The 23,786-nt window shown below is 62.3% G+C and carries 22 protein-coding genes; 14 read left to right on the top strand and 8 right to left on the bottom strand.

The genetic code is table 11. The features are described 5' to 3' along the window. Window positions 1-63 precede the first annotated feature (63 nt). Complete coding sequence (gcvA, locus tag RB548_RS32090) at window positions 64-972, bottom strand: transcriptional regulator GcvA (protein ID WP_331376401.1); 909 nt, start codon at window positions 970-972, stop codon at window positions 64-66. 119 nt (window positions 973-1,091) lie between these two features. On the opposite strand from gcvA, the gene RB548_RS32085 reads away from it, so the two are divergent. Further along, complete coding sequence (locus tag RB548_RS32085) at window positions 1,092-2,021, top strand: DMT family transporter (protein ID WP_331376400.1); 930 nt, start codon at window positions 1,092-1,094, stop codon at window positions 2,019-2,021. Window positions 2,022-2,034: 13 nt separating this feature from the next. On the opposite strand, the gene RB548_RS32080 is transcribed toward RB548_RS32085, so the two are convergent. The 3 genes from RB548_RS32080 to RB548_RS32070 all read right to left on the bottom strand — a co-directional run bounded on the left by RB548_RS32080 (window position 2,035) and on the right by RB548_RS32070 (window position 4,971). Beyond that, window positions 2,035-3,243, bottom strand: coding sequence for a BaiN/RdsA family NAD(P)/FAD-dependent oxidoreductase (locus tag RB548_RS32080; RefSeq protein WP_331376399.1), 1,209 nt, complete (start codon window positions 3,241-3,243; stop codon window positions 2,035-2,037). A gap of 151 nt (window positions 3,244-3,394) precedes the next feature. Next, on the bottom strand, window positions 3,395-3,820 hold the full coding sequence (locus RB548_RS32075) for a hypothetical protein (RefSeq protein WP_331376398.1): 426 nt from the start codon (window positions 3,818-3,820) through the stop codon (window positions 3,395-3,397). A 125-nt stretch (window positions 3,821-3,945) separates the two neighbouring features. Next, the gene (locus RB548_RS32070; protein WP_331376397.1) at window positions 3,946-4,971 is read right to left on the bottom strand and encodes a substrate-binding domain-containing protein; all 1,026 of its coding nucleotides are present in this window, start codon (window positions 4,969-4,971) and stop codon (window positions 3,946-3,948) included. 485 nt (window positions 4,972-5,456) lie between these two features. On the opposite strand from RB548_RS32070, the gene RB548_RS32065 reads away from it, so the two are divergent. The 6 genes from RB548_RS32065 (at window position 5,457) to RB548_RS32040 (ending at window position 11,919) form a co-directional block, all read left to right on the top strand. Further along, complete coding sequence (locus tag RB548_RS32065) at window positions 5,457-6,722, top strand: ABC transporter substrate-binding protein (protein ID WP_331376396.1); 1,266 nt, start codon at window positions 5,457-5,459, stop codon at window positions 6,720-6,722. A 248-nt stretch (window positions 6,723-6,970) separates the two neighbouring features. Further along, window positions 6,971-7,951, top strand: a complete 981-nt coding sequence (locus tag RB548_RS32060; protein ID WP_331376395.1) for a carbohydrate ABC transporter permease — start codon at window positions 6,971-6,973, stop codon at window positions 7,949-7,951. Then, window positions 7,951-8,781 (top strand): carbohydrate ABC transporter permease, encoded by an 831-nt coding sequence (locus RB548_RS32055; RefSeq protein WP_331376394.1) that lies wholly within the window; start codon window positions 7,951-7,953, stop codon window positions 8,779-8,781. Before RB548_RS32060 ends, RB548_RS32055 begins: the two co-directional genes overlap by 1 nt. Before the next feature lie 62 nt (window positions 8,782-8,843). Beyond that, window positions 8,844-9,872: an ABC transporter ATP-binding protein gene (locus RB548_RS32050; RefSeq protein WP_331376393.1), complete on the top strand. Its 1,029-nt coding sequence runs from the start codon at window positions 8,844-8,846 to the stop codon at window positions 9,870-9,872. Between the two features lie 164 nt (window positions 9,873-10,036). Continuing rightward, on the top strand, window positions 10,037-10,822 hold the full coding sequence (locus RB548_RS32045; protein WP_331376392.1) for a ThuA domain-containing protein: 786 nt from the start codon (window positions 10,037-10,039) through the stop codon (window positions 10,820-10,822). A gap of 8 nt (window positions 10,823-10,830) precedes the next feature. Then, window positions 10,831-11,919, top strand: a complete 1,089-nt coding sequence (locus RB548_RS32040) for a Gfo/Idh/MocA family protein (RefSeq protein ID WP_331376391.1) — start codon at window positions 10,831-10,833, stop codon at window positions 11,917-11,919. A gap of 346 nt (window positions 11,920-12,265) precedes the next feature. On the opposite strand, the gene RB548_RS32035 is transcribed toward RB548_RS32040, so the two are convergent. Beyond that, window positions 12,266-12,625: an SPW repeat protein gene (locus RB548_RS32035; protein ID WP_331376390.1), complete on the bottom strand. Its 360-nt coding sequence runs from the start codon at window positions 12,623-12,625 to the stop codon at window positions 12,266-12,268. Window positions 12,626-13,254: 629 nt separating this feature from the next. On the opposite strand from RB548_RS32035, the gene RB548_RS32030 reads away from it, so the two are divergent. Beyond that, entirely contained in the window at window positions 13,255-13,464 is a 210-nt protein-coding gene (locus tag RB548_RS32030; RefSeq protein ID WP_283964650.1) for a dodecin, read from the top strand. A 303-nt stretch (window positions 13,465-13,767) separates the two neighbouring features. Here the strand turns inward: RB548_RS32030 and RB548_RS32025 are convergent, their stop codons facing one another. From RB548_RS32025 to RB548_RS32015, 3 genes are read right to left on the bottom strand one after another with little or no spacing between them, the layout of a single operon-like run. Continuing rightward, window positions 13,768-16,920, bottom strand: coding sequence for an efflux RND transporter permease subunit (locus RB548_RS32025; protein WP_331376389.1), 3,153 nt, complete (start codon window positions 16,918-16,920; stop codon window positions 13,768-13,770). 33 nt (window positions 16,921-16,953) lie between these two features. Next, window positions 16,954-18,099, bottom strand: coding sequence for an efflux RND transporter periplasmic adaptor subunit (locus RB548_RS32020; RefSeq protein ID WP_331376388.1), 1,146 nt, complete (start codon window positions 18,097-18,099; stop codon window positions 16,954-16,956). 55 nt (window positions 18,100-18,154) lie between these two features. Continuing rightward, the gene (locus RB548_RS32015) at window positions 18,155-18,763 is read right to left on the bottom strand and encodes a TetR family transcriptional regulator (protein WP_331376387.1); all 609 of its coding nucleotides are present in this window, start codon (window positions 18,761-18,763) and stop codon (window positions 18,155-18,157) included. A 302-nt stretch (window positions 18,764-19,065) separates the two neighbouring features. Here RB548_RS32015 and RB548_RS32010 point away from each other — a divergent pair, with 302 nt between their 5' ends. From RB548_RS32010 to RB548_RS31985, 6 genes are all read left to right on the top strand, one after another. Then, on the top strand, window positions 19,066-19,521 hold the full coding sequence (locus RB548_RS32010) for a pseudoazurin (protein WP_408642511.1): 456 nt from the start codon (window positions 19,066-19,068) through the stop codon (window positions 19,519-19,521). 331 nt (window positions 19,522-19,852) lie between these two features. After that, window positions 19,853-20,047 carry a periplasmic nitrate reductase, NapE protein gene (gene napE, locus RB548_RS32005; protein WP_331376386.1) on the top strand — a complete coding sequence of 65 codons (195 nt, stop codon included), beginning with the start codon at window positions 19,853-19,855 and terminating at the stop codon, window positions 20,045-20,047. Between the two features lie 8 nt (window positions 20,048-20,055). Further along, window positions 20,056-20,556 (top strand): ferredoxin-type protein NapF, encoded by a 501-nt coding sequence (locus tag RB548_RS32000; RefSeq protein ID WP_331376385.1) that lies wholly within the window; start codon window positions 20,056-20,058, stop codon window positions 20,554-20,556. Continuing rightward, window positions 20,549-20,833: a chaperone NapD gene (locus RB548_RS31995; protein WP_331376384.1), complete on the top strand. Its 285-nt coding sequence runs from the start codon at window positions 20,549-20,551 to the stop codon at window positions 20,831-20,833. Before RB548_RS32000 ends, RB548_RS31995 begins: the two co-directional genes overlap by 8 nt. After that, window positions 20,808-23,315, top strand: coding sequence for a periplasmic nitrate reductase subunit alpha (gene napA, locus RB548_RS31990; protein ID WP_331376383.1), 2,508 nt, complete (start codon window positions 20,808-20,810; stop codon window positions 23,313-23,315). Before RB548_RS31995 ends, napA begins: the two co-directional genes overlap by 26 nt. Next, on the top strand, window positions 23,282-23,785 hold the full coding sequence (locus RB548_RS31985; protein ID WP_331376382.1) for a nitrate reductase cytochrome c-type subunit: 504 nt from the start codon (window positions 23,282-23,284) through the stop codon (window positions 23,783-23,785). Before napA ends, RB548_RS31985 begins: the two co-directional genes overlap by 34 nt. Window position 23,786: the final 1 nt, after the last annotated feature.

The raw sequence follows: 23,786 nt of genomic DNA, 5'->3' as shown, positions 1-23,786 counted from the left end.
TGCAACGGTTTTCCGTCCGGAATTGCGAGCGACGTCCGCGTAACGCCGGACGCAGTTATGTCGTTAGGCTTCAACGGTTGCCTTGAACTGTTGCACCTCCCCCGCGATCCAGTCTCTAAAGGCGCAGACCTTCGGGTTGTCCCGATTCCCCAACGGGTAGACAAGGTCATACCCATATTCAACATCCAGGTGGGCCTCCGGGAAAAGCGCAACAAGACGGCCTGCCGCTATGTCCTCTGACACGAGGACGCTCCGCCCGAGCGCAACACCTTCTCCTCGGATTGCCGCCTCAATCGACATGCTGCCATGACTATAACCTGGTCCCCGCGCACGAGGCGCCGGAATACCCATCATTTCGAACCAGCGGTTCCAGTCGGCCTTCATGCCGTTCTCATGGATAAGCCGACATAAAGCCACGTCTTCGGCGGCTCGAAGCCCGCCCATTCGCTCGCGGTATTCGGGCGAGCAAACGGGGCTGACGGTCTCGTCCATGATCCGCTCTGCATCGGCATGAGGATATCGACCATCGCCATAGCGCATTGCCACGTCCGCCCGCGATTTGGAGAAGGCGATGTCGACATCGGTTACTTCGAGGTGGACATCATAGTCCGGGTGGCAGGCCATCAGACGATGCAGGCGCGGGGTCAGCCACTTGCTTGCGAACGAGACGCCAGAACTTACTACAAGCCGTGCGACATCGTTCCTGCGGCGGATGTTCTCCGCCTCGCGTGCGAGTTCAGAGAGCAGCCGCGTGACGACGGTGAAGAACGCGGAGCCTTCATCGCTGAACTCAATTCTGCGGGTCATCCGACGGAAGAGCTGGACGCCGAGATGATCCTCCAGCGCCCTGATCTGCCGACTTACTGCACCGTGCGTGACATGCAACTCCTCCGCTGCCAGCGTCATGCTCAGCCTTCGTCCGGTCGCCTCGAAGGCACGCAGGGTCTGCAGGGGTGGAAGTCGATCGGTCATGGCGCGCCTATGCGTGAATACTACTCACGCATCTTGTGACGATAAATGGTTTGTCGGCAAGGGTTATGACGCTTTAGATGCGACGCAGATACACATCCCCACACCAATTTCGAAGCACCATGAGCCAGCTCGTCACCGAACCCACTTCCCTTGCCGCCGCCGTCCCAGCACGTCCGGTTACGCTTATGAATTTCGGAGCGATGCTGCTGCTCGCGTTGATGTGGGGTCTGTCGATCCCGGTCACGAAGCTGGGATTGATCACGATGCCGCCTCTGACCTTGACGGCGATCCGTTTCGCCTTTGCGATCCCGTTCATGATGTTCTTGCTTCTTTGGAAAAAGCCCCTGCCGTGGAAAGCTCTGCCTGCGGTAGCCATCCTTGGTGTTCTTGGCATTGGCATAGGACAGGTCACGCAGACATTTGGCGTGGCAGGCACGTCGGCTTCGGTCGGTACCATCCTGTCTGCCACGATCCCGCTGTTCATCGTGTTCTTCGCGACGATCCGGCTTAAGCAGGCAGTATCGCGTCTACAGTTGGTCGGCGTGGCGGCCGCCTTCGCGGGTATTGTCGTGGTGGCTTTGGAGAACGCAGGTGAGGCAGGGGCTTCGGCAACAACCGTCCTCGGTCCGATCTGGATGCTGATTTCGGCCCTGGCGGTCGCATTTTACTATGTCTGGAGCGTGGAACTCACGAGCAGGCATGGCACGGTCGTGGTGGCGACGTGGAGCACATTCTTTGGCTTTATCGCGCTGGCACCATGGGCCGGCTGGGAGGCCTATCACACACCCTTTCAGGTCACGGGAGAGGCATTGGGAGCGGCGGCTTACCTTGGCCTGATCGTCACTGTGGCGGGCCTGTTCCTGTGGCTTAGCATACTACGCGACGTACCCGCGCCCATAGCAGCCAGCGTCCAATACCTCCAGCCCGTGTTCGGGATCGCCGCCTCTGCAGTGATGTTCGGCGACAAGATCGGTATCCAATTCGTGACGGGGGTTGCTCTCATCTTGGCGGGTCTCGCCTTGGCGATGCGGATGCGCAGCTTAAGATGATCCAGCTTAATCGCTACTGCTGAAGCCAGGCCTCGATCCCGCGTGCCGCCGCCCGTCCCGTGGCAAAGCAGGCGGTGAGCAGATAGCCGCCGGTCGGCGCTTCCCAGTCGAGCATTTCGCCGGCAACGAAAACCCCCGGAAGCGCCGTGAGCATATAGTCGTCGTTGATGCTGCTGAAGCTGACGCCGCCCGCAGACGAAATCGCCTCTGCGATCGGCCGGGGTCTTAGAACCGGTACAGGCAAGGCCTTGATCAGGCTGGCGAGGTCATGCGGATCGGCGTGAAGGGCATGAGGTGCCACCTCCCGCACCAGCGCGGACTTGACGCCGGCAAGGCCTGCGGCTTTGCGAAGACGGTTGGAGAAACTTGCCTTGCCATGCTGGCGCTCAAGGTCGCGGGCAAGGCGTTCGACTGTTCGTCCGGGCACGAGGTCAATAACGAGCGTGGCTTCGCGGTCGTGCTCCAGCCGGTCGCGCAGGCTCGACGCATGGGCGTAGACGAGGCTGCCCTCGATGCCGTGTCGTGTTACCACGAATTCGCCCGGAAAGAGGCCGGCATCGGACGAAGCCGTGACCGATTTCAGCGGTTCGCCGGCGAAACGATCACGAAAGCTCTCGCTCCAGGCGACGTCGAAGCCGCAATTGGCGGGCCGAAAATCGCTGACCGCGACACCCGTGTCGCGGAGCCAGGCCAGCCAGCCGGCATCGGAGCCGAGCCGCGGCCAGCTCGCCCCGCCGAGCGCCAGCAGGGCGGCGTCGCAATGGACGACTTTCCGCCCCTCCGGCGTCTCGAAGACATGGCCCGCGTCATCGAAACCCGACCAGCGATGACGGGTGAGAAGCCTGGCGCCCTGCGCTTCCAACCTGCGCAGCCAGGCACGCAGAAGTGGGGAGGCCTTCATGACCTTCGGAAAGACACGGCCCGAGGAGCCGACAAAGGTTTCCGTGCCGAGCTCGGCTGCCCAATCCCGCACATCATTCGGCGTGAAGGCATCGAGGGCGGGGCGCAATCGGTCCGACGCGGAGCCGAAGCGCGTCGCGAAATGCGCATAATCCTCGGCATGCGTGATGTTGAGGCCGGATTTTCCGGCGAGCAGGAACTTGCGCCCGACCGTCGGCATCGCCTCGTAGATAGTCACCCCGTGACCAGCGCGCGACAGCACCTCCGCCGCCATGAGGCCGGCGGGGCCACCACCCACGATGGCGATTTCTTTTCTTACCATCTGTCCAACGCCCGAATCTTCGAACGACACTCATTGCGCGTGAAGTGCCAGGGTGCAAGCCGATTGAGTAGGCAGGCGCGATTCGGAGCGACGCCGGTCACGGCGAGGTCCGTGACCGGCGACAGTATGGCGGGTGAGTTTCGGCATCAACTCAGGCGACGAGCAGGCTGATCCTGACGGTCAGATCTCTCTCCCAATCGATGTAGCCGCTCACGATGACCTTGTTGCTCTGCGGCGCGACTGCCCGAACATACATGTGCGCAGCACCGATGTCGGGAAGAGTAATCTGACCAGCTTCGGCCGGATTCGGAAATAGCTCCGAAATACTTGCCATCACAATATTGTGGGTGGTCATGCCGCCGAAGTTTATCAGCTGACGGAAGTTCCATCGTGCTCGGATCACAACAAATCCGGCAGCGCGAGTAATTCCGGTCTCAGAATTGAATGTGGTAAGTCCCTGAATATCTACCGGGGGGAGATCCTTGACGACGGATGGGTTGGCAGGCCCCGATGTTTGATCGTATTCATTGGCAATGTTCATCATAACCATATCCTCTTCAACAAGAATATTAATCATGTACTATTGCTGCAATGCGATACACACCAATAAATAGCACAACCGAGTGCTGACGGATAGGGCCTTCCGCAGGACCGAGGGCCTTCGTCGCATCGCAGCTATGACAGGCGCGCGCGAAGCTTCGTTTACGCCTGCGCCTCAGGCACCGGACCGGTCGACTCGCGCAGGATGAGCTCGACCGGCCAGAGTTCGTGAATCTCGGCCGCGGGCCTGCCCGACAGGAGCTGCAGGACGAGGTCGGCCGAACGCGCCCCGGCGGCGCGCAGCGACGAGCGGGTGGTCGAAAGCGAGGGGGCCATGTTGTCGGCGGTAAGATAGGGGAAGACGTCGTCATGGGCGATGACGGAAATGTCCCGGCCGACCACGAGGCCAAAGGAGCGCACGGCGCGGTAGACGCCGAGCGCCGTCATCATCGAACCCGCAACGAATGCCGTCGGGCGCGGCGATTGCTCGAGGAAGGAGCGGGCGAAGCGGAAGCCCAGTTCGTCGGTGAAGTGGCCATGGGCGACGAGGCGCGGATCGAACTGGATGCCGCGTTGCTCGAGGGCTTTGCGATAGCCCTTGTCGCGGTGGAGCGAAAAGGTCAGGCCGGCGCGGCCGTTGATCATCGCGATGCGGCGGTGGCCTAGATCGATGAGATGCGAGGTTGCGCGCCGGATGGCGCCCTCGTTGTCGATGTCGAGCCAGGCGTGCGGAACGGCGGTCTCGGAGCGGCCGTGAACGAGGAACGGCATTCCCAGCCTGTGCAGAAGCGCGATGCGCTCGTCGTCGGGCTTCGGCGAATGGATGATCACGGCATCGACGCGACCGCTGGTCGCTAGCCGGCTATAGAGCTGGCTTTCGTCCTTGCCGCCCTGCTCCGCGATGGGGCTGACCAGGATGTCGATGTCTTCGCTATCCAGCCGCTCGGCCATCCCGCTCATGTATTCCGAGAACTGAAATTCGCCGCTGCGACCCATCACCACGCCGATCGCGCCGGCACGGCCGGTGACCAGGCGAACAGCATTGACGTTCGGTCGGTAGCCGAGACGCACCGCTTCTTCCGCGACCCGTTTGCGGGTCTTCTCGCTGACCTCGGGATAGCCGCTCAAAGCGCGGCTGACCGTCGTCGGGGACAGCCCCAACTGCTTGGCGAACTCCTTGAGCTTCATGTGACCGATCGTATTCCCTGCACGCCCCACTGCATGGTTCTCAAACCGGAGCCGATCCGAAAGTCATGCAGCCATTCAACCTGCCGTGGCGACCTTGCGCGTCTGATCAGGCACGCGGCGCCGTTGCATTTGCGCTGGACTATACGCTGTTCGCCGGCGGTAACAATCCGTTCGTGAGGGAAAAGGGTCGCGGACCAACGAGACGGCGTGGGGCTCGCGGCCAACCAAATCGTTTTAAATTCCCCCAATTTCACGCCCGATCGGTATCCTCTACGGACTCCTGCTGCCGCGACGATCCACAGGCCTTATTTGGGAGTTTATCTTGAAAAAACAATATAGTAGGTCATGCTCGTTTTCGTTGCAACGTCGGCCGGGAGCACGTCTTGACAGAAGTTTGGCCTTCTGCCAGCTTTCTCGCCAGCCAAACCGTTTTCGAATTAAGGGGATGTTACGAAACCGGGGGAGCTTGGAGGAGCTAGAAGAACATGAAGCCTATCGTAAGGACGCTGATTTTTTGCGCCACTATCGCGGGTGCTGCCGATCTTGCCGCTGCCGCCGAGATATCGATGGCGGCCAATTCGACCGGCAAGAACTTGAGCTTTTTGCGCGAGCAGATCGCTAAGTTCGAAAAGGACACTGGTCACAAGGTCAACCTGGTGACGATGCCACCCTCGAGCAGCGAGCAGTTCAGCCAGTACCGCCTCTGGCTCGCGGCCGGAAACAAGGATGTCGACGTCTATCAGACCGACGTCATCTGGGCGCCGCAGCTTGCCGATCAATTCGTCGATCTGACCGAGGTCACGAAGGACGTGGCAGGCGCCCACTTCCCCTCGATCATCCAATCGCAGACCGTCAACGGCAAGCTGGTCGCGCTGCCGTTCTACACCGACGCGCCGGCGCTTTACTATCGCAAGGACCTGCTCGACAAATACGGCAAGAAGCCGCCCGAGACCTGGGACGAACTCGCCGCCACGGCGAAGGAAATCCAGGACAAGGAGCGCGCGGCCGGAAATCCCGACATCTGGGGCTTTGTCTTCCAGGGCAACGCCTATGAGGGCCTGACCTGCAACGCGCTCGAATGGATCAAGTCCTCCGGCGGCGGCCAGATCGTCGAAGCCGACGGCACGATCTCCGTCAACAACGAAAAGGCAGCCGCGGCCCTCGAACGGGTCAAGGGTTGGATCGGCACGATCTCTCCAAGTGGCGTGCTCGCCTATCAGGAGGAGGAGTCGCGCGGCGTCTGGCAGACCGGCAATGCCGTGTTCATGCGCAACTGGCCCTACGCCTATGCGCTCGGAAACGGCGACGACAGCGCGGTCAAGGGCAAGTTCGACGTGAAGCCGCTGCCGACGGCGACAGACGGCGATCAACCCTCGTCGACGCTCGGCGGATGGAACCTCGCGGTCTCGAAATATTCGGACGAACAGGAAGCGTCGATCGCCTTCGTCAAGTTCCTGGGTTCGCCGGAAGTCCAGAAGGCGCGCGCCATCCAGCTGTCGAACCTGCCGACGATCGCCGCCCTCTATGATGACAAGGAGGTCGCGGCCGCGCAGCCCTTCATGCCGAACTGGAAACCGATCTTCCAGGATGCCGTGCCGCGCCCCTCGGCCGTCGCGAAAGTGAAGTACAACGAGGTTTCCTCCAAGTTCTGGAGCGCCGTGCACAACACGCTCTCGGGCAACGGCACGGCCGCCGAAAACCTCGAGCTGCTGGAAGTCGACCTGACTGAACTCCAGGGAGACGGTTGGTAAATCCCACGATCCCGATGCATGTGGCCCGAAAGCATGCAGCGGCTTTGGGGTAACGACATGCACAAACGAGTACGGCAGCCGCTCGTCGGCTGCCGTCGCAAGCAGCATCGCAGGCTCTTCGGGACCCCGAAGAGTATTTCAAGCCTTTGAATACGGAGCGGTTCTCCGGTCCCACTTTGATCCAGGGAACCATGCAGCAGGTCGAACGTTCCGCCCAAGAGCTGGACGCCAACCAGTGAGCTCGTGTCATGACCGAACTTTCTCTCTCGGGGTCGCCGTCCGCAATTGCAGGCAAAAGGATAGGCTCCGATCTCCAGGCGCAGCGTCTCCGTTCGGCCTGGATTTTCCTGGCGCCGACTTTCCTGGTGCTGGCGATGGTCGCCGGCTGGCCGCTCGTCCGCACCATCTATTTCAGCTTTACCAACGCCTCGCTGACCAATCTCTCCGCTGCCGAGTTCGTCGGCCTTCAGAACTATCTCTCCTGGGTCACCCTGAAGAGCGGACGCACGATCTTCAGGGGCCTGCTCGCCGACCCCGCCTGGTGGAACGCGGTGTGGAATACGCTCAGGTTCACGGTGATCTCGGTCAGCATCGAGACGGTGCTGGGCCTGATCGTGGCGCTCGTACTCAATGCACAGTTTCCCGGGCGCGGCCTCGTGCGTGCCGCGATCCTCATTCCCTGGGCGATCCCGACCATCGTCTCCGCGAAAATGTGGGCGTGGATGCTCAACGACCAGTTCGGCATCCTGAACGACATCCTCATCGGCCTCGGCCTGATCAGCCAGAAGATCGCCTGGACCGCGAGCCCCGATACCGCGATGATCGCGGTGCTGATCGTCGACGTCTGGAAGACGACGCCGTTCATGGCGCTCCTGATTCTCGCCGGCCTGCAGATGGTGCCGGGTGAGATCTATGAGGCCACGAAGATCGACGGCGTCCATCCGGTCAAGGTTTTCTGGCGCATCACCCTGCCGCTTATACGGCCGGCGCTGATGGTCGCGGTCATTTTCCGCATGCTGGACGCGCTGCGCATCTTCGACCTGATCTACGTGCTGACGCCGAACAATACGCAAACGAAGACGATGTCGGTGCTCGCCCGCGAGAACCTTTTCGATTTCGACAAGTTTGCCTACGGCGCCGCCGCCTCGACCATGCTGTTCCTCATCATCGCGGCGATCACCGTGCTCTACATGTGGTTCGGGCGCGTCAATCTGGAAGGGGAACGCTGATGCTCATGACAGTCGTCAAACGAACCGCGTTCTATGCGCTCGTCGCCGTCATCGTCGTTGTCGCGGTGTTCCCGTTCTACTACGCGATCCTGACGAGCTTCAAATCCGGTACGGCGCTGTTCCGCGTCGACTATTGGCCGTCGACGCCCTCGCTTGCCAACTACCAAGAGATCCTGACGCATGGCAGCTTCCTGAGGAATCTCGGCAATTCGCTGCTCGTTGCGACCCTGGTCGTCGCCGTGTCGCTGCTTTTGGCGGTCACCGCCGCCTTCGCGCTGGCGCGTGTCCGTTTCCGGGGGCGCGGGCTGATTCTCCTCGCCATCCTGTCGGTGTCGATGTTTCCGCAGATCGCCGTGCTTGCCGGCCTGTTCGAACTCGTGCGCTGGATCGGCATTTTCAACACGCCGCTGGCGCTGATCTTTTCCTACATGATCTTCATGCTGCCGTTCACGGTGTGGGTCCTCACCACCTTCATGCGCGATCTGCCGGTCGAAATCGAGGAGGCGGCGATCGTCGACGGCGCTTCGCCCTGGGTGATCATCACCCGCGTGTTCGTGCCGCTGATGTGGCCGGCGCTGGTGACGACCGGGCTGCTCGCCTTTATCGCTTCCTGGAACGAATTCCTGTTCGCACTGACATTCACGTCGTCGGACATGCAGCGCACGGTGCCGGTCGCGATCGCGCTGCTCTCGGGCGGCAGCCAGTTCGAAGTCCCCTGGGGCAACATTATGGCGGCGTCGGTGATTGTCACGGTGCCGCTCGTGGTCCTCGTCCTGATCTTTCAGCGGCGCATCATTTCCGGTCTCACCGCCGGTGGCGTCAAAGGATAGGGCGGATGAGGAAAAGTGCAGGCAGTTCTCGGTTCGCATCCCGCTTGATTTAGGAGAGAATAATGGCAGAGCTTCAATTGCGGGACGTTCGCAAGTCCTTCGGCTCCTTCGAAGTCATCAAGGGTGTCAGCATGGACATCCGCGCGGGCGAATTCATGGTCTTCGTCGGACCGTCGGGCTGCGGCAAGTCCACGCTGCTCCGCTTGATTTCGGGCCTGGAGGAAATCACCTCCGGAACGCTGGCCTTCGACGGTGAGATCGTCAATCGGCTCGCCCCGTCCCGCCGCGGTATCGCCATGGTGTTTCAGTCTTATGCGCTTTATCCGCACATGACAGTTTTCGACAACATGGCCTTCGGCATGCAGCTCGCCGGCAAGGACAAGGTACAATGCAGAAACAGGGTCGAGGCGGCGGCCGAAATGCTGCAGCTTACCCCCTATCTCAAGCGTCTGCCCCGCCAGCTCTCCGGCGGGCAGCGGCAGCGCGTGGCGATCGGCCGTGCCATCGTGCGCGACCCCAAGGTCTTCCTCTTCGACGAGCCGCTTTCCAATCTCGATGCGGCGTTGCGTGTGGCGACGAGGCTTGAGATCGCCAAGCTGCATCGTAGTATGCACGGCACGACAATGATCTACGTGACGCACGACCAGGTGGAGGCAATGACGCTCGCCGACCGGATCTGCGTCCTTCGGGACGGGCTTGTCAAGCAGGTCGGCACGCCGCTCGAACTCTATGAAAGCCCGAATTCGATCTTCGTCGCCGGCTTCATCGGCTCGCCGAAAATGAATTTTCTGACCGGTGCTTTCTCGGAACCTTACGAGGCCCAGACAATTGGTGTGAGGGCGGAGCATCTGGAGATCGTCGATGACGCCGGTCAATGGAGTGGAACGATCGTCCACTCCGAAATGCTCGGCTCCGACAGCTATGTCTATATCGACATTGGCGCCGGCGAGCCGTTGATCGTCCGGGAAAGCGGGACCTCCAGGCATCAGCCCGGACAAACGGTGCAGGTGTCGCCTGCCGCCGACCAAATTCATCGCTTCGATGCGGTAGGACGCGCGATCGGCCGCACGGAATTGCGCGGCGCGGCGTAACCCCGCCGCAAGCCAACTACGGCGCCGCGCGTCTTATAAGACGCACAAAGGACGCCGTAGCACTTTGAATAGCTGCATGTTTTTGTCCTTAGTTCGGCTCGGGAGACATGCAGTGCAGACAAAGGCATCCGGCAGTGGATGCCGCAACCACGAGGAGAATGACCTTGGCTATCAACACCATCGTTTGGGGTGAGAACATCCACGAGCAGACGAATGCGGTTGTTCGGGAGATATACCCGAACGGCATGCACAACACCATCGCGGCGGCGCTGAACGAGGACGCGACGATTGCCGCGACGACGGCCACGTTGCAGGAGCCGGAGCATGGTTTGAGCGAAGAACGACTGGCTTCGACCGACGTGCTCGTCTGGTGGGGCCACAAGGACCACGGCGCCGTCGACGACCGTGTCGTCGAGCGGGTCGCCAAGCGCGTGTGGGAAGGCATGGGGCTGATCGTGCTCCACTCCGGCCATTTCTCCAAGGTGTTCAAGCGGCTGATGGGCACGCCATGCGCGCTCAAATGGCGCGAGGCCGGCGAGCGCGAACGCGTTTGGGTCGTCAATCCGCGCCATCCGATCGCCGCCGGTCTCGGTGAGAATTTCGTGCTGGAGTACGAGGAGATGTATGGCGAGCAGTTTTCCGTGCCGGAGCCGCTGGAGACGGTGTTCATCTCCTGGTTTGCCGGCGGCGAGGTGTTCCGCTCGGGCCTGACCTGGCGGCGCGGCGCCGGCAACATCTTCTATTTCCGTCCCGGCCACGAAACCTATCCGACCTATCACGACGCGACGGTGCAGACGGTGCTGCGCAACGCGGTGAAATGGGCGCACAATCCTCAGGGCACGTACAAGGCGATCCACGAGGCGCCGAACGTGCCGGTGGAGAAGGCGCTGGAGCCGATCGTCGAGCGGGGGCCGAAGCTCCACCAGGCCGGCGAAGCAGGATATCGATGAGGTCCATCATGCGTTTGCTCATTCTCGGAACCGGCGGCATGGCCAACAGCCATGCGCTCGCCTTTGCCAAGATTGATGGCGTCGAGCTTGTCGCCGCCGTCGATGTCGACCCGTCGCGGGCGCGCTCCTTTGCCGACATGCACGGCATTGCCCGCGTCTTCACCTCGCTCGATGACGCGATCGCCTGGGGCGAGTTCGACGCGGCGACCAACGTCACGCCCGACAAGGCCCATCATCCGACGACGCTGGCGCTGATCGCCGCCGGCAAGCACGTGCTGTGCGAAAAGCCGCTGGCGGAAAACTACGACAAGGCCGCCGAAATGGCCGAAGCCGCGGAGCGCGCCGGTGTCGTCAACATGGTGAACCTCACCTACCGCAACGTCGCGCCGCTTCAGCGGGCACGCGAACTGGTGCTTGCCGGTGAAATCGGCAGGGTGCGCCATCTCGAAGCCTCCTACTTGCAGAGCTGGCTGGTGTCGAAGGCCTGGGGCGACTGGGCGAGCGAATCGAAATGGCTGTGGCGGCTGTCGACCAAGCACGGCTCCAACGGCGTGCTCGGCGATGTCGGTATCCACATCCTCGACTTCGCCGGCTACGGCGCCGGCAGCGCGGTCGAGCGGGTCTTTGCCCGGCTGAAGGCGTTCGACAAGGCGCCCGACAACCGCATCGGCGAATACGACCTTGACGCCAATGACAGCTTCGCGATGACGGCGGAGTTCGAAAACGGCGCGATGGGCGTGATCCACGCCAGCCGCTGGGCGACGGGGCATCTCAACGAGTTGAGGCTGCGGCTGCACGGCGACAAGGGCGCGCTGGAGGTGTTCCATACGCCGGACGGCTCGCTCCTCAAGGGCTGCCTCGGCGCCGATGTCGAAAAGGCGATCTGGCGCGACCTCGACGCCGGGACGGTGCCGACCAATCACCAGCGCTTTGCCGCGGCGGTCGCCGAACGTCAGGCGGTCGATCCCGGCTTCCGCCATGCCGCCAACCTGCAGAAGGTGCTCGATCTCGCCATCGAAACCGAAAAGGAACGGCGCGAGCTGGAAGTCGCGGAGGCGCTTTCGGTCGAGGAAGAACGCGCGGCCGTCGGAAGCTAGAGCGGGATGAGGAAAAGTGCGTAGCGGCTTTCCGTCCGGAATTGCGTAGTTTCAAAGGGTTAGATCGTTTCACCGTTTCGACGGGGAAACGATCCAACGACACAATAATCCCGCTTCCGGCCGGTTTCGCTGGAAGCGGGAGCAATGCTCTCGTGAAAAACGCCAGCGCTGTTGCGCGTTCCTCGGAACCCGCAACGCAATGTGTCACAGCGTCCTTTGTGCGGTCACTTGAACACACGGCGCCGGAGCGGGATGAGGAAAAGTGTGCGCGGTTTTCCGCCCGCATCCCGCGTAGAATCGAGCACGTCTATGATTTTGGGTCGAGTCGACCCAAAATCATCGTGATCTAGGCCGCCGAATGCGGGTGCCGGTAGTCCCAGACAGCCCAGGCCGACAGTGCCGCGACGAGCACGCCAAGGATGACGTGTGTCCACATCGCGTTCACGTTCGCCATGAAGCCGAGCAGCCAGGGAGAGACGATCAGCCAAAGGCCGATCACCATGTTCACCCATTCCTCCCATTCTGCGAAGGCCGAAAGCGCTGCAACCGCCAGCGCACCGAGCACGATGCCGGCGATCCAGGCGTTCCAGGTCGGCAGGGCCTCAACCGCAAAACCGATGACCCAGGGAGAGAGGAACAAGCACACCGCCAGGACCAGATTGGCCCAGTCCTGGGCTCTTTTTCCCGCCATGAGAGTGTTTACCATGACAACCTCCACGTATGAAGCTTGACCAAAGCGTCACCCTCGCGTGCGCCTGACGTTTCAGCTCCGGCCTCTTCAGTTCGCACGGTCGCTGTAACGCTTTGAATTGCTGTGTAATTTTACGCTCAAATCGCTTGCATATCAAGAAATCACGCAGATTGGGTGCCGTGGGCCCACCAGGGCTGAACCAAGCCCCCGGCGGCTGCGACGCCGGGCTCTCGCAACCGGTTTTCCAACAGACCCACGGGCACTCCTTCCCTTCTCCCACGCGTGACCGGATTCACACAGCAATTCAAGGCGATAAGATCAGCGCGTCCGCGGAAAGGGGGCCGGCACATCTAGAGGGCGGCGACATGACCCCGCAGGGCGATGCCCGAGATCCTTTTGAGCGCAATCATTGGATCGGACTCCACGCCGACCTCGCCTGGCGTTCGTCGATCCGCGGCGGTAACCGGCGAACTCTCCGAATTCCGCATGCGTCGGCTGGCAATCGCGAACCAACGGGCGCATGCTGACTGCTATCGACCTCGGCAATCGAGCGTGAGAGCGCGGCGTGCTGAGCCGCTCTCTTCGCCACAAACGCGAGGGCGATGTTCAGAAGCGGGATCAATCAGAACCCGGAGGAGGTTATTGTGAGCGGGCACGTCTACAAGAAGATAGAGTTGATCGGAAGCTCGAAGACCTCGGTCAACGAGGCGATCGAAACGGCGATTTCGCGCGCCTCGAAAACCATGCGGAATCTCGACTGGTTCGAAGTCGACCAAATCCGGGGACAGATAGTCAACGGAGAGGTGGCGCATTACCAGGTCGTCATGAAGGTGGGCTTCCGCCTCGACGATTGATGCGCGCGGCCGATCCGGCCGATCAAGGGCATTTGCGTCGGCCCGGATGAAGCGGAGTCCGGGTTGCGTACCGGTTCCGGAGACAAGCACCCGAGGCGGGTCATCGCGTCCCCGCTCTTCGGCTTCGCCTTCCTTTACATTCCCATGCGCACACTCGCGCCCACGGCGCGGTGCGTTGAAGGCCCGCTGCGAGGGCATTCCGACCCCGGCCTACGGTCTTCAGGAGCGCCACCACCTCGGCTGAGCGACTGCGCCAGCCGGCTTCTCTTCCGGCTGGCGCATCAGGAATGATGGCGGCTGAGTTTACTCTGCGGCGATCGGCGTCGGATAGCGCTCTTCCTCATCATCGTCTTCGGTGCGCTGCTCGGCTGCTTCCGGCTGCACCTTTCGTGCCTTCGGCTCCCGGCCGAAGAACATCGCGTAGCCGGCCGGCAGCACCAGGATGGTCAGCACCGTCGCAACGAGGATGCCGCCCATCATGGCATAGGCAAGCGGGCCCCAGAACACGCCGCGCGAGATCGGGATCAGCGCAAGCACCGCCGTCAGTGCGGTGAGCATGATCGGCCGGAAGCGGCGAACCGCCGCGCCGATGATCGCCTCGGCGCGCTCCATGCCGGCCGCGATGTCCTGGTCGATCTGGTCGACGAGGATGATCGAGTTGCGGATGATGATGCCGAGCAGCGCGATGACGCCGAGAATGGCGACGAAGCCGAAGGGCGCGCCGCTGATCAAGAGCGCGGCGGCCGCGCCGATGATGCCGAGCGGACCGGTCGCAAGCACCAGCATCGCCTTGCCGAAGTGCTGGAGCTGCGCCATCAGCAGCACGACGATGACGACCAGCATGATCGGCGCCTTGGCGGCGATCGAGGCCTGGCTTTCGGCGCTGTCTTCGGCGCCGCCCTGGATCTCGACCTTGTAGCCGGGGGCGAGGCCGTTTCTCAGCCCCTGAAGCTCGTCATAGAGTTTCATCGTCACGTCGTTCGACTGCACGCCGTCGGGCAGCGTGGCGCGGACCGTGATCGTCGGCAGGCGATCGCGGCGCCATTCGATGCCCTGTTCCATGACCGGAACAACCTTGGCGACCTGCGATACCGGCACGAAGCCGCCGAAATCGGTTGGGACATAGACCGAGTTGACGGCCGAAAGCAGCTGGCGATTGCCATCCGGCTCCCGCGCGACGATCGAGACGGTTTCCTCGCCGTCGCGGAAATTGTCGAGCGGCACGCCGGTCATCGATGCCTGCAGCATCTGGCGGATGCGCTGCGAGGTGACGCCCAGCGCCCGGGCCCGATCCTGGTCGATCACCAGCTTCATCGCCGGCACCGGCTCCAGCCAGTCGTCGTGGACGGCGCCGAGCAGGGGGTTCTCGTTGAACTTCGCCTTCACCTGATCGGCGATGCGGCGGACTTCGGCGCGGTCCGGCCCCATCACGCGCAACTGCACGGGCCAGCCGGTCGGCGGGCCGAGGAACAGCCGGTCGACCTTGGCGCGGATCGACGGGAAGTCCTCGGCGAGAACCGTGCGCAGCTTGGCAATCAGCCGTTCGCGGGCCGGTTCGTCCTTCGCCATGACGAGCAGCTGGGCGAAGTTCGGATTGCGGAGCTGCTGGTCGAGCGGCAGGAAGAAGCGCGGCGCGCCCTCGCCGATATAGGTGGCGATGAAGCGCTTGTCCTCGTCGTCCATCATCCGCGCCTCGAGCGCCTTGGCCTGCTTCTCGACCTCCTTGATGCTGGTTCCTTCCGGCAGCCACAGATCGACCAGGATTTCCGGCCGCGACGACTGCGGGAAGAAGTTCTTCGGGATGAACTGGAATGCCCAGAGGCTTGCCATGAAGGTCGCGAGCGTCATGACGAGCACGATGACCCTGTGGCGCACCGCCCAACTGACCGTCGCGCGCAGGCGCCGGTAGAAGCGCGTGTCGAAGACATCGTGGTGGCTGCCGGCATGATGGCGCTGCTTGAGGATCATGTAGCCGAGCCAGGGCGTGAAATAGACGGCTACGAACCAGGAGACCACCAGGGCGATGCCGACGACATAAAAGAGCGAGCGCACATATTCGCCAGCGGTCGACTCGGCGAAGCCGACCGGGATGAAGCCGGCGGTCGTGATCAGCGTACCGGTCAGCATCGGGAAGGCGGTCGAGGAATAGGCGAAGCTCGCCGCCTCGATCTTCACAAGGCCTTCCTCGAGCTTGCGCTCCATCATCTCGACGACGATCATCGCGTCGTCGACGAGCAGGCCGAGCGCGATGATCAGCGCGCCGAGCGAGATGCGCTGCAGGTCGATGCCGAGTTCGTACATGATCGCGAAGGTGGCGGCGAGCACGAGCGGGATGGCGATCGCGATGACGAGGCCGGAGCGCCAGCCGATCGACAGGAAGGAGACGACGAGCACGATGATCAGCGCCTCGCCGAGGGCATGCATGAACTCGCTGATCGCGTCGGTCACGACTTCAGGCTGGTTGGCGATCTGGTCGACGGAGACGCCATAGGGAAGCGCGGATTCGAAGCGCTCATAGGTCGCTTCCACCGCCTTGCCGACGTCGGTGACATTGAAGCCTTTCGCCATGACCACGCCGATCTGGACGCCGTCGTGACCGTTGAAGCGGAATTTGCGCGAGTAGGGGTCTTCCAGTCCGGAGGTGACGCTGGCGATATCGCCGAGCCGGATCACCTGGCTCCCGGCTCGCAATCTCAGCGCACGGATGTCCTCGGCGCGGTCGACGCCGCCTTCAACGGAAATGCGCACCGAGCGTGTGCCGGTGTCGACGGAGCCGGCCAGATCGACATTGTTCTGGCCGACGATCGCGCTGCGCAGATCGTTGAGCGTCAGACCGCGTTCCGCGAGCGCCTTGGACGAAACGTCGATATAGATCTTCTCCGGCTGGTCGCCGATGATCGAGACCTTTTCGACGCCGGGCGTCGTCAAGAGCATGTCGCGGCCCTGGATCGCGAACTTCTTGAGCTCCGGATAGCTGTAGCCGTCGCCGCTGATCGAGTGGAGCGTGATGAAGGTGTCGCCGAACTCGTCGTTGAAATAGGGGCCGAGCAGGCCTTCCGGCAGCTCGTTGTCGATGTCGCCGACTTTCTTGCGCACCTGGTAGAAGGCGTCGGCCACCTCTTCGGCATTGGTGTCGCCCTCGACCTGCAGCGTGATGATGGCGCTGCCGGCGCGCGTGTAGGAGCGCACGAAATCGAGATGCGGCGTTTCCTGCAGCTTGCGCTCGATCTTGTTGACGACCTGGTCCTGCATCTCCTCTATCGACGCGCCCGGCCAGACGGCCTGGATGACCATGACGCGGAAGGTGAACTCCGGGTCTTCGCGCTGGCCCATGCGTAAGAGGCCAAGCGCGCCGGTGATGATGATCAGCGCGAAGAGGAAGCGCGCAATGCTCGGGTGGCCGATCGCCCAGCGCGAGAGGTTGAATGGTTTCCTGTCCTCAGTGGAGGCGTGCATGGCCGTCGTTCCGTTCTATCGATAAATGGGGGATTAGCGAAGGACTTCGCCCGTTTCGGTGAGTGCGGCTTGCTGTTCGGCTGCCGGCAGCTTCACCTTCAGGTCTTCCGTCATGAACTGGGTGCCGGCGGCAACGACGAGATCGCCCTGCTCAAGCCCTTCGGCGATGCGAACGCCATCGCCGGTGAATTCGGCGAGTTTCACGTCGCGCGCATGCACCGTCGAGCGTTCACGATCGACCACCCAGACGAGCTTCCGGCCGTCCCTCTCGGCAAGCGCGCTTAACGGGATGGAGACCGACGGCTGCGAGTTGGCGGCGACGGCCTCGATCGTGGCTGTCATGCCGAGCAGCACGCGCGGGTCTGTCGGGAGGCTTATGCGCACGGAAAAGGTTCGCGACTGCTGGTCCGCGCTGCCGGAGACCTCGCGCACGTTGCCGTCGAGCACGAGCGCGTCGTCAGACCAGAAGCGCGCCTTGACCGTCTTGCCCGGCTTGAATTCGGAGATATCCATCTCGGGCACGGCGATCTGCACTTCCTTCTCGCCATCGACGGCGACCGTCACCACCGGCGTGCCGGTGCCGACGACCTGGCCGATATCGGCGTTGATCGCGGTGACGATGCCGTTCTGGTCGGATTTCAGATCCGTGTAGGCGACCTGGTTCCTTGCCTGGTCGAGCGACGAGGCGGCGGCGTCCCGTGTGGAGGCCGCCTGATCGTAAAGAAGCGTCGCCTGATCGAGCTGGGCCTTGGACGAGAATTCGCGGGTGAAAAGCTGCTCCGCCCGCATCTTGGTGAGCGCTGTCGTTTCCACCTGCTTTTCAGCGGCGGCGAGGTTGGCTACGGCGCTTTTCACGGCGAGCTCATAATCGGTCGGATCGATGCGGGCGAGCAGGTCGCCCGGCTTCACCCGGTCGCCGATATTAGCGAGCCTTTCGGTGATCTTGCCGCCGACACGGAAGCCGAGATTCATCTCCGTGCGCGCCTTCACCGAGCCGGAATAGTCGAGTTCGCGCTGATTGCCGGCCGCGGCGATCTCGACGACCTTGACCGGCCGGATGATCTCCTTGGTCTCCACCTTCTCTTCCGAGCAGGCGGAGAGGGCGACGGCGATGGCAAGCACGGCCGCGAGCCTGGCGACGAGCGCGGTTCTCATTTCGAGGGCCTTTGGTGAAAACATCTCTGGCACTCCTGATCCTGTCTGCCGCCACGCGGCTTGAATATTTTTGGCTCGATTATTTCTTCAGTGCTCTGATCGCGAATTCGATCAGTTCGTCGGGCGTCGCGCGGTTTTCCTTCGCGAGGCACTGGGCGACGATCTGCGGATGACAGAGCGTCACAATGCTGGCGCCGAAGCACCTGGCAGCCTTTGCCGGGTCCTGATCGGCGAATTCGCCGGCTGCGATGCCTTCGCGGATGATATCGGCAAGAAGCCCGTCCAAGCGGTCGATGTGCTTCTCGATGACGTGCCAGTCCCGCTCGATGGCGACGACGACCATTTCGTGGACTTTCTGCTCGTCGAGCATGGTCTCGACCGTCATCTTGTGCTGGCCCTGTGCATGGCGACGGAGCCGCTCGGCGGCGCTTAAAGGAAGACGGGAATTATCGAGAGCCTGCTGGTAGCTTGCAGCCAGCATGCGCGCGCAAAGCGCCTGGTGGATCTCTGTCTTCGAAGTGAAGAAACGGTAGATATTGGCCGGCGACATTTCGAGGTCACGGGCGATGTCGGCCACATTCGTCTTGCTGTAGCCGTAATGCCTAAACAGCCGCTCGGCGGAATCGAGGATCCGCGTCACGTTTTCCTGCCTGGTAGCATCGGCGCCGATGTCTGCGAGTTCGCTCATTTCATCTCACGATTTACGAGTGACGATTTTCGAATTTCGTCAGTTATAATCCGACAGACGAAATCTGTCAATGATCTCGGGCGACGGAACATCCGTCGAAAATCGCGTTCGGAGCTCAAATGTCAGGCAAAAGCGGCCGATCGCGCCACCGCGGTTCACATGCACGAGCGGAGACAGGCCCCCGACCATCATCGTCGCGTTATTTGACGCGCGTCAAAGTCGGCAGGTCGGCATCGGCCTATTTCCGAGGCGACAACCACGGCAAGGGTCGGTGGTTCAACGGAGAAGATAAAATGCTGACAATGATGAAAAAGGGCCTTGGGATGAAGAAGGGCCTTGGCCTCGCCGCGCTGGCAATGCTGATCACCACCCCTGCGCTTGCGGCAGACTTTGAAGTGCACATGCTCAACAAGGGCGAGGACGGCGTGATGGTCTTTGAGCCGGCTTCGCTGAGGATCGCCGCCGGCGATACCGTGACCTTCATCCCGACCGACAAGGGCCACAATGTCGAGACGATCAAGGGCATGCTGCCGGATGGTGCCGAAGCGCTGAAGAGCAAGGTCAACGAGAACTACAAGGTGACGTTCACCACTCCGGGCGTCTATGGCGTGAAGTGCACGCCGCACTACGGCATGGGCATGGTGGGCGTCGTGCAGGTCGGCGACGGCCCGGCCAATCTCGACGCAGCGAAGGGGGCGAAGAACCCGAAGAAAGCGCAGGAGCGCCTCAACGCCGCCTTCACGGCGTTGGCGCTATAAGCGGCGGCGTCCGTCGACAGCGGGCGACATCCACCAACCGGGTAATGGCCGGTGCGACGCGAACGCCGCGCCGGCCTTTCGTTCTCCGACTCGCCGCGCCGCCGGCGGTTTCCGCGCGCTGACGTTGTAGAATGTGCGTTATTTCGAAAATACCAAAGGCCGGCGGGGCGTTTACTCGCAAGAGAAACCCCATATTTGCCCGGGTAAAATATCCCTTTGAATTGATAGGTGTTATTTCTTTTCTTGAGGAGGAAAGTCTAGTATATTTTTCTTTCTTTCCCGTCAGGGATTGTTACTATGCTGGCGAGTGACATCAACGGGGGATGTTAGCGTGTCAGAGTTATCTCCGCAGCAACTGACGGCACGGCCGCCGCAATCCCGGCGACGCGAACTTCTGACATTTCTTGTGCTGGCCTTCGGCATCTGGCCTCTGCTCGCCGTCGCTGTCGTCGGCGGCTATGGCTTCATCGTCTGGATGTTCCAGCTCGTCTTCGGACCGCCCGGTCCGCCGCCGGCGCCGCATTGAGGTGCGTTATGGCGGTTGCGACGATTTCCAGACGAGACCTGCTCTTCGGCCGCGGCGCGCCTGAGCCCGAACGGATCTGTCCGCCGGGCGTGACGCCGGAGAGCCTCGCCGCCTGCACCGGTTGCGGCCGCTGTGTAGATGCCTGTCCGACGCACATCATCAACCTTGCCGGCGAACGGCCGTCGCTCGATTTTTCCCTCGGCGAGTGCACCTTCTGCGGCGATTGCCGGAGCGCCTGTCCGGAGCCGGTCTTTGAGTTTGCCGACGTAAAGCGCTTCCAGCATGTGGCGGCGATCGCCGATCATTGCCTGGCGAAGAACAGTGTCGCCTGTCAGTCCTGCCGCGACAGCTGTCCGGAACAGGCGATCCGCTTCCAGCCGCGGATCGGCGGACCTTTTCTGCCGGTCGTCGACGAAGACGCCTGCAGCGGCTGCGGCGCCTGCGTCGGCATCTGTCCGGTCGGCGCTGTCCAGGTTTCTGCACGGAAAGAGGAGGGCGCCAATGTCTGACACACCGAGCGACTATCATGTGTCGAGCGCTGTCGTCGTCGCCGTTCCGGCGATGGAAGAGCAGGTATTGGCGACGCTTTCCAGAATGAAGAATGTCGAGGTTTACGGCCATCAGGGCGGCAAGATCGTGGTGGTCATCGAAGGAACGAGCACGGGCATGCTCGGCGAATGCCTGTCGCAGATTTCCACGCTCGAGGGCGTGGTGGCGGCCAACATGGTGTTCGAGCATGTCGAGAAAGAGGAGATCGGCAATGACCGGCGAACTGACGCGGCGTGACATCCTCAAGGCCCATGCGGCCGGCATAGCGGCGGCCACCGCGGGCATCGCGCTTCCCGCCGCAGCGCAACCCGTTCCCGGTGGCGTGACCGCGCTGGAGATCAAGTGGTCAAAGGCGCCATGCCGTTTCTGCGGCACCGGTTGCGGCGTGATGGTGGGCGTGAAGGAAGGGCAGGTGGTCGCCACGCACGGCGACATGCAGGCGGAGGTCAACCGCGGCCTCAACTGCATCAAGGGCTACTTCCTGTCGAAGATCATGTATGGAGCCGACCGGCTGAAGACGCCGCTCCTGCGCAAGCGGAACGGCGCCTACGCCAAGGACGGCGAGTTCGAGCCGGTGAGCTGGGACGAAGCCTTCGACGTCATGGCGGAGCAGGCGAAGAGGGTTCTGAAGGAAAAGGGACCGATGGCCGTCGGCATGTTCGGCTCCGGGCAGTGGACGATCTTCGAGGGCTATGCGGCGACGAAACTGATGCGCGCCGGCTTCCGCTCCAACAATCTCGACCCCAATGCCCGCCACTGCATGGCGTCGGCGGCCTATGCCTTCATGCGCACCTTCGGCATGGACGAGCCGATGGGCGTCTATGACGATTTCGAGCACGCCGACGCCTTCGTGCTGTGGGGCTCGAACATGGCCGAAATGCACCCGATCCTGTGGACGCGGGTCGCTGACCGCAGACTGGGGCAGCCTCATGTCCGTGTCGCCGTGCTTTCCACCTTTACCCACCGCAGCATGGACCTTGCCGACATCCCGATCATCTTCAAGCCGGGAACGGATCTGGCAATCCTCAACTACATCGCCAATCACATCATCCAGACCGGTCGGGTCAATCAGGACTTCGTGCAGCGCCACACGCGTTTCGTCCGTGGCGTCACCGACATCGGCTATGGCCTGCGACCGGAACATCCATTGGAAAAGGCGGCTGCCAATGCGGCCGATCCGACGAAGGTGGAGCCGATCGACTTTGAAGCCTTCAAGGCATTCGTTTCCGATTACACGTTGGAGAAGACGGCGGAATTGACCGGCGTCGATCGCGGCTTCCTCGAGCAGTTGGCGGAACTCTATGCCGATCCCGACCGCAAGGTCATGTCGCTCTGGACCATGGGCTTCAACCAGCATGTGCGCGGCGTCTGGGCAAACCAGATGGTCTACAACATTCACCTGTTGACGGGAAAGATCTCGGAGCCCGGCAACAGCCCGTTCTCGCTGACCGGCCAACCGTCCGCCTGCGGCACCGCGCGCGAGGTCGGCACCTTCGCCCATCGGCTTCCGGCCGACATGGTGGTGACCAATCCCAAACATCGAGAGCGTGCCGAGGAGATCTGGCGCATCCCAAAGGGAATTATCCCCGACAAGCCGGGTTATCACGCCGTCCAGCAGGATCGCATGCTCAAGGACGGCAAGCTCAATTTCTACTGGGTGCAGGTCAACAACAACATCCAGGCCGCACCAAACACCAGCAACGAGACCTGGCAGGGCTATCGCAACCCGGACAACTTCATTGTCGTCTCAGACGCCTACCCGACGATCACCGCGATGAGCGCCGACCTGATCCTGCCGGCCGCCATGTGGGTGGAAAAGGAGGGGGGCTACGGCAACGCAGAACGTCGCACCCAGCTCTGGCGCCAACTCGTCCAGGCCCCCGGCGAGGCCCGCTCGGACCTTTGGCAGATCGCGGAATTCTCCAAGCGCTTTACGACCGACGAGGTCTGGCCTGCTGACATTCTCGAGTCAAACCCCGAATATCGCGGCAAAACCTTGTACGACGTGATCTTCCGCAACGGCGAAGTGGATCGCTTCCCTTTGAGCGAAATTGATCCGGCCTACGACAACCAAGAGGCCAAAGCCTTCGGCTTCTACATCCAAAAGGGCTTGTTCGAGGAATATGCCACCTTCGGGCGCGGCCACGGCCACGATCTCGCACCCTTCAACATGTACCACGAGGTGCGCGGGCTGCGCTGGCCGGTGGTCGACGGCAAGGAGACGCTCTGGCGCTATCGCGAAGGTTTCGATCCCTTTGTCAAGCCGGGGGAGGGCGTGAACTTCTACGGCCAGCCGGACGGCAAGGCGGTCATCATCGCCCTGCCCTACGAGCCGCCGGCCGAACCGCCCGATGAGGAATACGACATCTGGCTGGTGACCGGCCGCGTGCTGGAGCACTGGCATTCCGGTTCGATGACCTTGCGCGTTCCCGAGCTCTTCAGGGCCTTCCCGGGCGCCGTCTGCTTCATGAATGCGGACGATGCCCGCAAGCGCGGCATCAATCAGGGCGCCGAAGTCAGGATCGTTTCCCGGCGCGGCGAGATGCGCGCCCGTATCGATACGCGCGGCCGCAACCGCATGCCGCCGGGCGTCATCTTCGTCCCGTGGTTCGACGCCAGCAAGCTCATCAACAAGGTTACCCTCGACGCCACCGATCCCATCTCCAAACAGACGGATTACAAAAAATGCGCGGTCAAGATAATCCCCGTCGCCGTCTAAGGCGGCCTGAATGGATGGTGGTCGTGGCAGGACTTCTGCTGTTCGTCACGACAACCGCGATTGCCCAGGTGTTACCCACGGTAATGCCGCAGTTGGTGGGGCGCACGCCCCCGATGGAGACAGGCCCCGCGGCGCCGTTGCCGAAGTGGATCGTCGATGACGTCCGCAGGCAGCGCGCCTATCCCGATCAGCCCCCGGTCATCCCGCATTCGATCGAGGGCTATCAGCTCTCGGTCAACACCAACCGGTGTCTCTCCTGCCACAGGCGCGAGTTCACCCAGGAATCCGGCGCGCCGATGATCAGCGTCACCCACTACATGACCCGCGAGGGCCAGATGCTCGCGGACGTGTCGCCGCGGCGTTATTTCTGCACCGCCTGCCACGTGCCGCAGGCCGACGCCAAGCCACTCGTCGGCAGCACTTTCAGGGATATGAGCGAGCTGGGCGCCAGGCCGGCGGGAAGCGAGTGAC

Source organism: Sinorhizobium chiapasense (assembly GCF_036488675.1).
Taxonomy (GTDB): Bacteria; Pseudomonadota; Alphaproteobacteria; order Rhizobiales; family Rhizobiaceae; genus Sinorhizobium; species Sinorhizobium chiapasense.
This window is presented reverse-complemented; position numbering and strand designations above follow the sequence as displayed.

Excerpts from the sequence above, each read along its gene's own strand:
- gcvA (WP_331376401.1), bottom strand. The coding sequence starts at position 972 with ATGACCGATCGACTTCCACCCCTGCAGACCCTGCGTGCCTTCGAGGCG.
- RB548_RS32085 (WP_331376400.1), top strand. The coding sequence starts at position 1,092 with ATGAGCCAGCTCGTCACCGAACCCACTTCCCTTGCCGCCGCCGTCCCA.
- RB548_RS32080 (WP_331376399.1), bottom strand. The coding sequence starts at position 3,243 with ATGGTAAGAAAAGAAATCGCCATCGTGGGTGGTGGCCCCGCCGGCCTC.
- RB548_RS32075 (WP_331376398.1), bottom strand. The coding sequence starts at position 3,820 with ATGATTAATATTCTTGTTGAAGAGGATATGGTTATGATGAACATTGCC.
- RB548_RS32070 (WP_331376397.1), bottom strand. The coding sequence starts at position 4,971 with ATGAAGCTCAAGGAGTTCGCCAAGCAGTTGGGGCTGTCCCCGACGACG.
- RB548_RS32065 (WP_331376396.1), top strand. The coding sequence starts at position 5,457 with ATGAAGCCTATCGTAAGGACGCTGATTTTTTGCGCCACTATCGCGGGT.
- RB548_RS32060 (WP_331376395.1), top strand. The coding sequence starts at position 6,971 with ATGACCGAACTTTCTCTCTCGGGGTCGCCGTCCGCAATTGCAGGCAAA.
- RB548_RS32055 (WP_331376394.1), top strand. The coding sequence starts at position 7,951 with ATGCTCATGACAGTCGTCAAACGAACCGCGTTCTATGCGCTCGTCGCC.
- RB548_RS32050 (WP_331376393.1), top strand. The coding sequence starts at position 8,844 with ATGGCAGAGCTTCAATTGCGGGACGTTCGCAAGTCCTTCGGCTCCTTC.
- RB548_RS32040 (WP_331376391.1), top strand. The coding sequence starts at position 10,831 with ATGCGTTTGCTCATTCTCGGAACCGGCGGCATGGCCAACAGCCATGCG.
- RB548_RS32035 (WP_331376390.1), bottom strand. The coding sequence starts at position 12,625 with ATGGTAAACACTCTCATGGCGGGAAAAAGAGCCCAGGACTGGGCCAAT.
- RB548_RS32025 (WP_331376389.1), bottom strand. The coding sequence starts at position 16,920 with ATGCACGCCTCCACTGAGGACAGGAAACCATTCAACCTCTCGCGCTGG.
- RB548_RS32020 (WP_331376388.1), bottom strand. The coding sequence starts at position 18,099 with ATGTTTTCACCAAAGGCCCTCGAAATGAGAACCGCGCTCGTCGCCAGG.
- RB548_RS32015 (WP_331376387.1), bottom strand. The coding sequence starts at position 18,763 with ATGAGCGAACTCGCAGACATCGGCGCCGATGCTACCAGGCAGGAAAAC.
- RB548_RS32010 (WP_408642511.1), top strand. The coding sequence starts at position 19,066 with ATGATGAAAAAGGGCCTTGGGATGAAGAAGGGCCTTGGCCTCGCCGCG.
- RB548_RS32000 (WP_331376385.1), top strand. The coding sequence starts at position 20,056 with ATGGCGGTTGCGACGATTTCCAGACGAGACCTGCTCTTCGGCCGCGGC.
- RB548_RS31995 (WP_331376384.1), top strand. The coding sequence starts at position 20,549 with ATGTCTGACACACCGAGCGACTATCATGTGTCGAGCGCTGTCGTCGTC.
- napA (WP_331376383.1), top strand. The coding sequence starts at position 20,808 with ATGACCGGCGAACTGACGCGGCGTGACATCCTCAAGGCCCATGCGGCC.
- RB548_RS31985 (WP_331376382.1), top strand. The coding sequence starts at position 23,282 with ATGCGCGGTCAAGATAATCCCCGTCGCCGTCTAAGGCGGCCTGAATGG.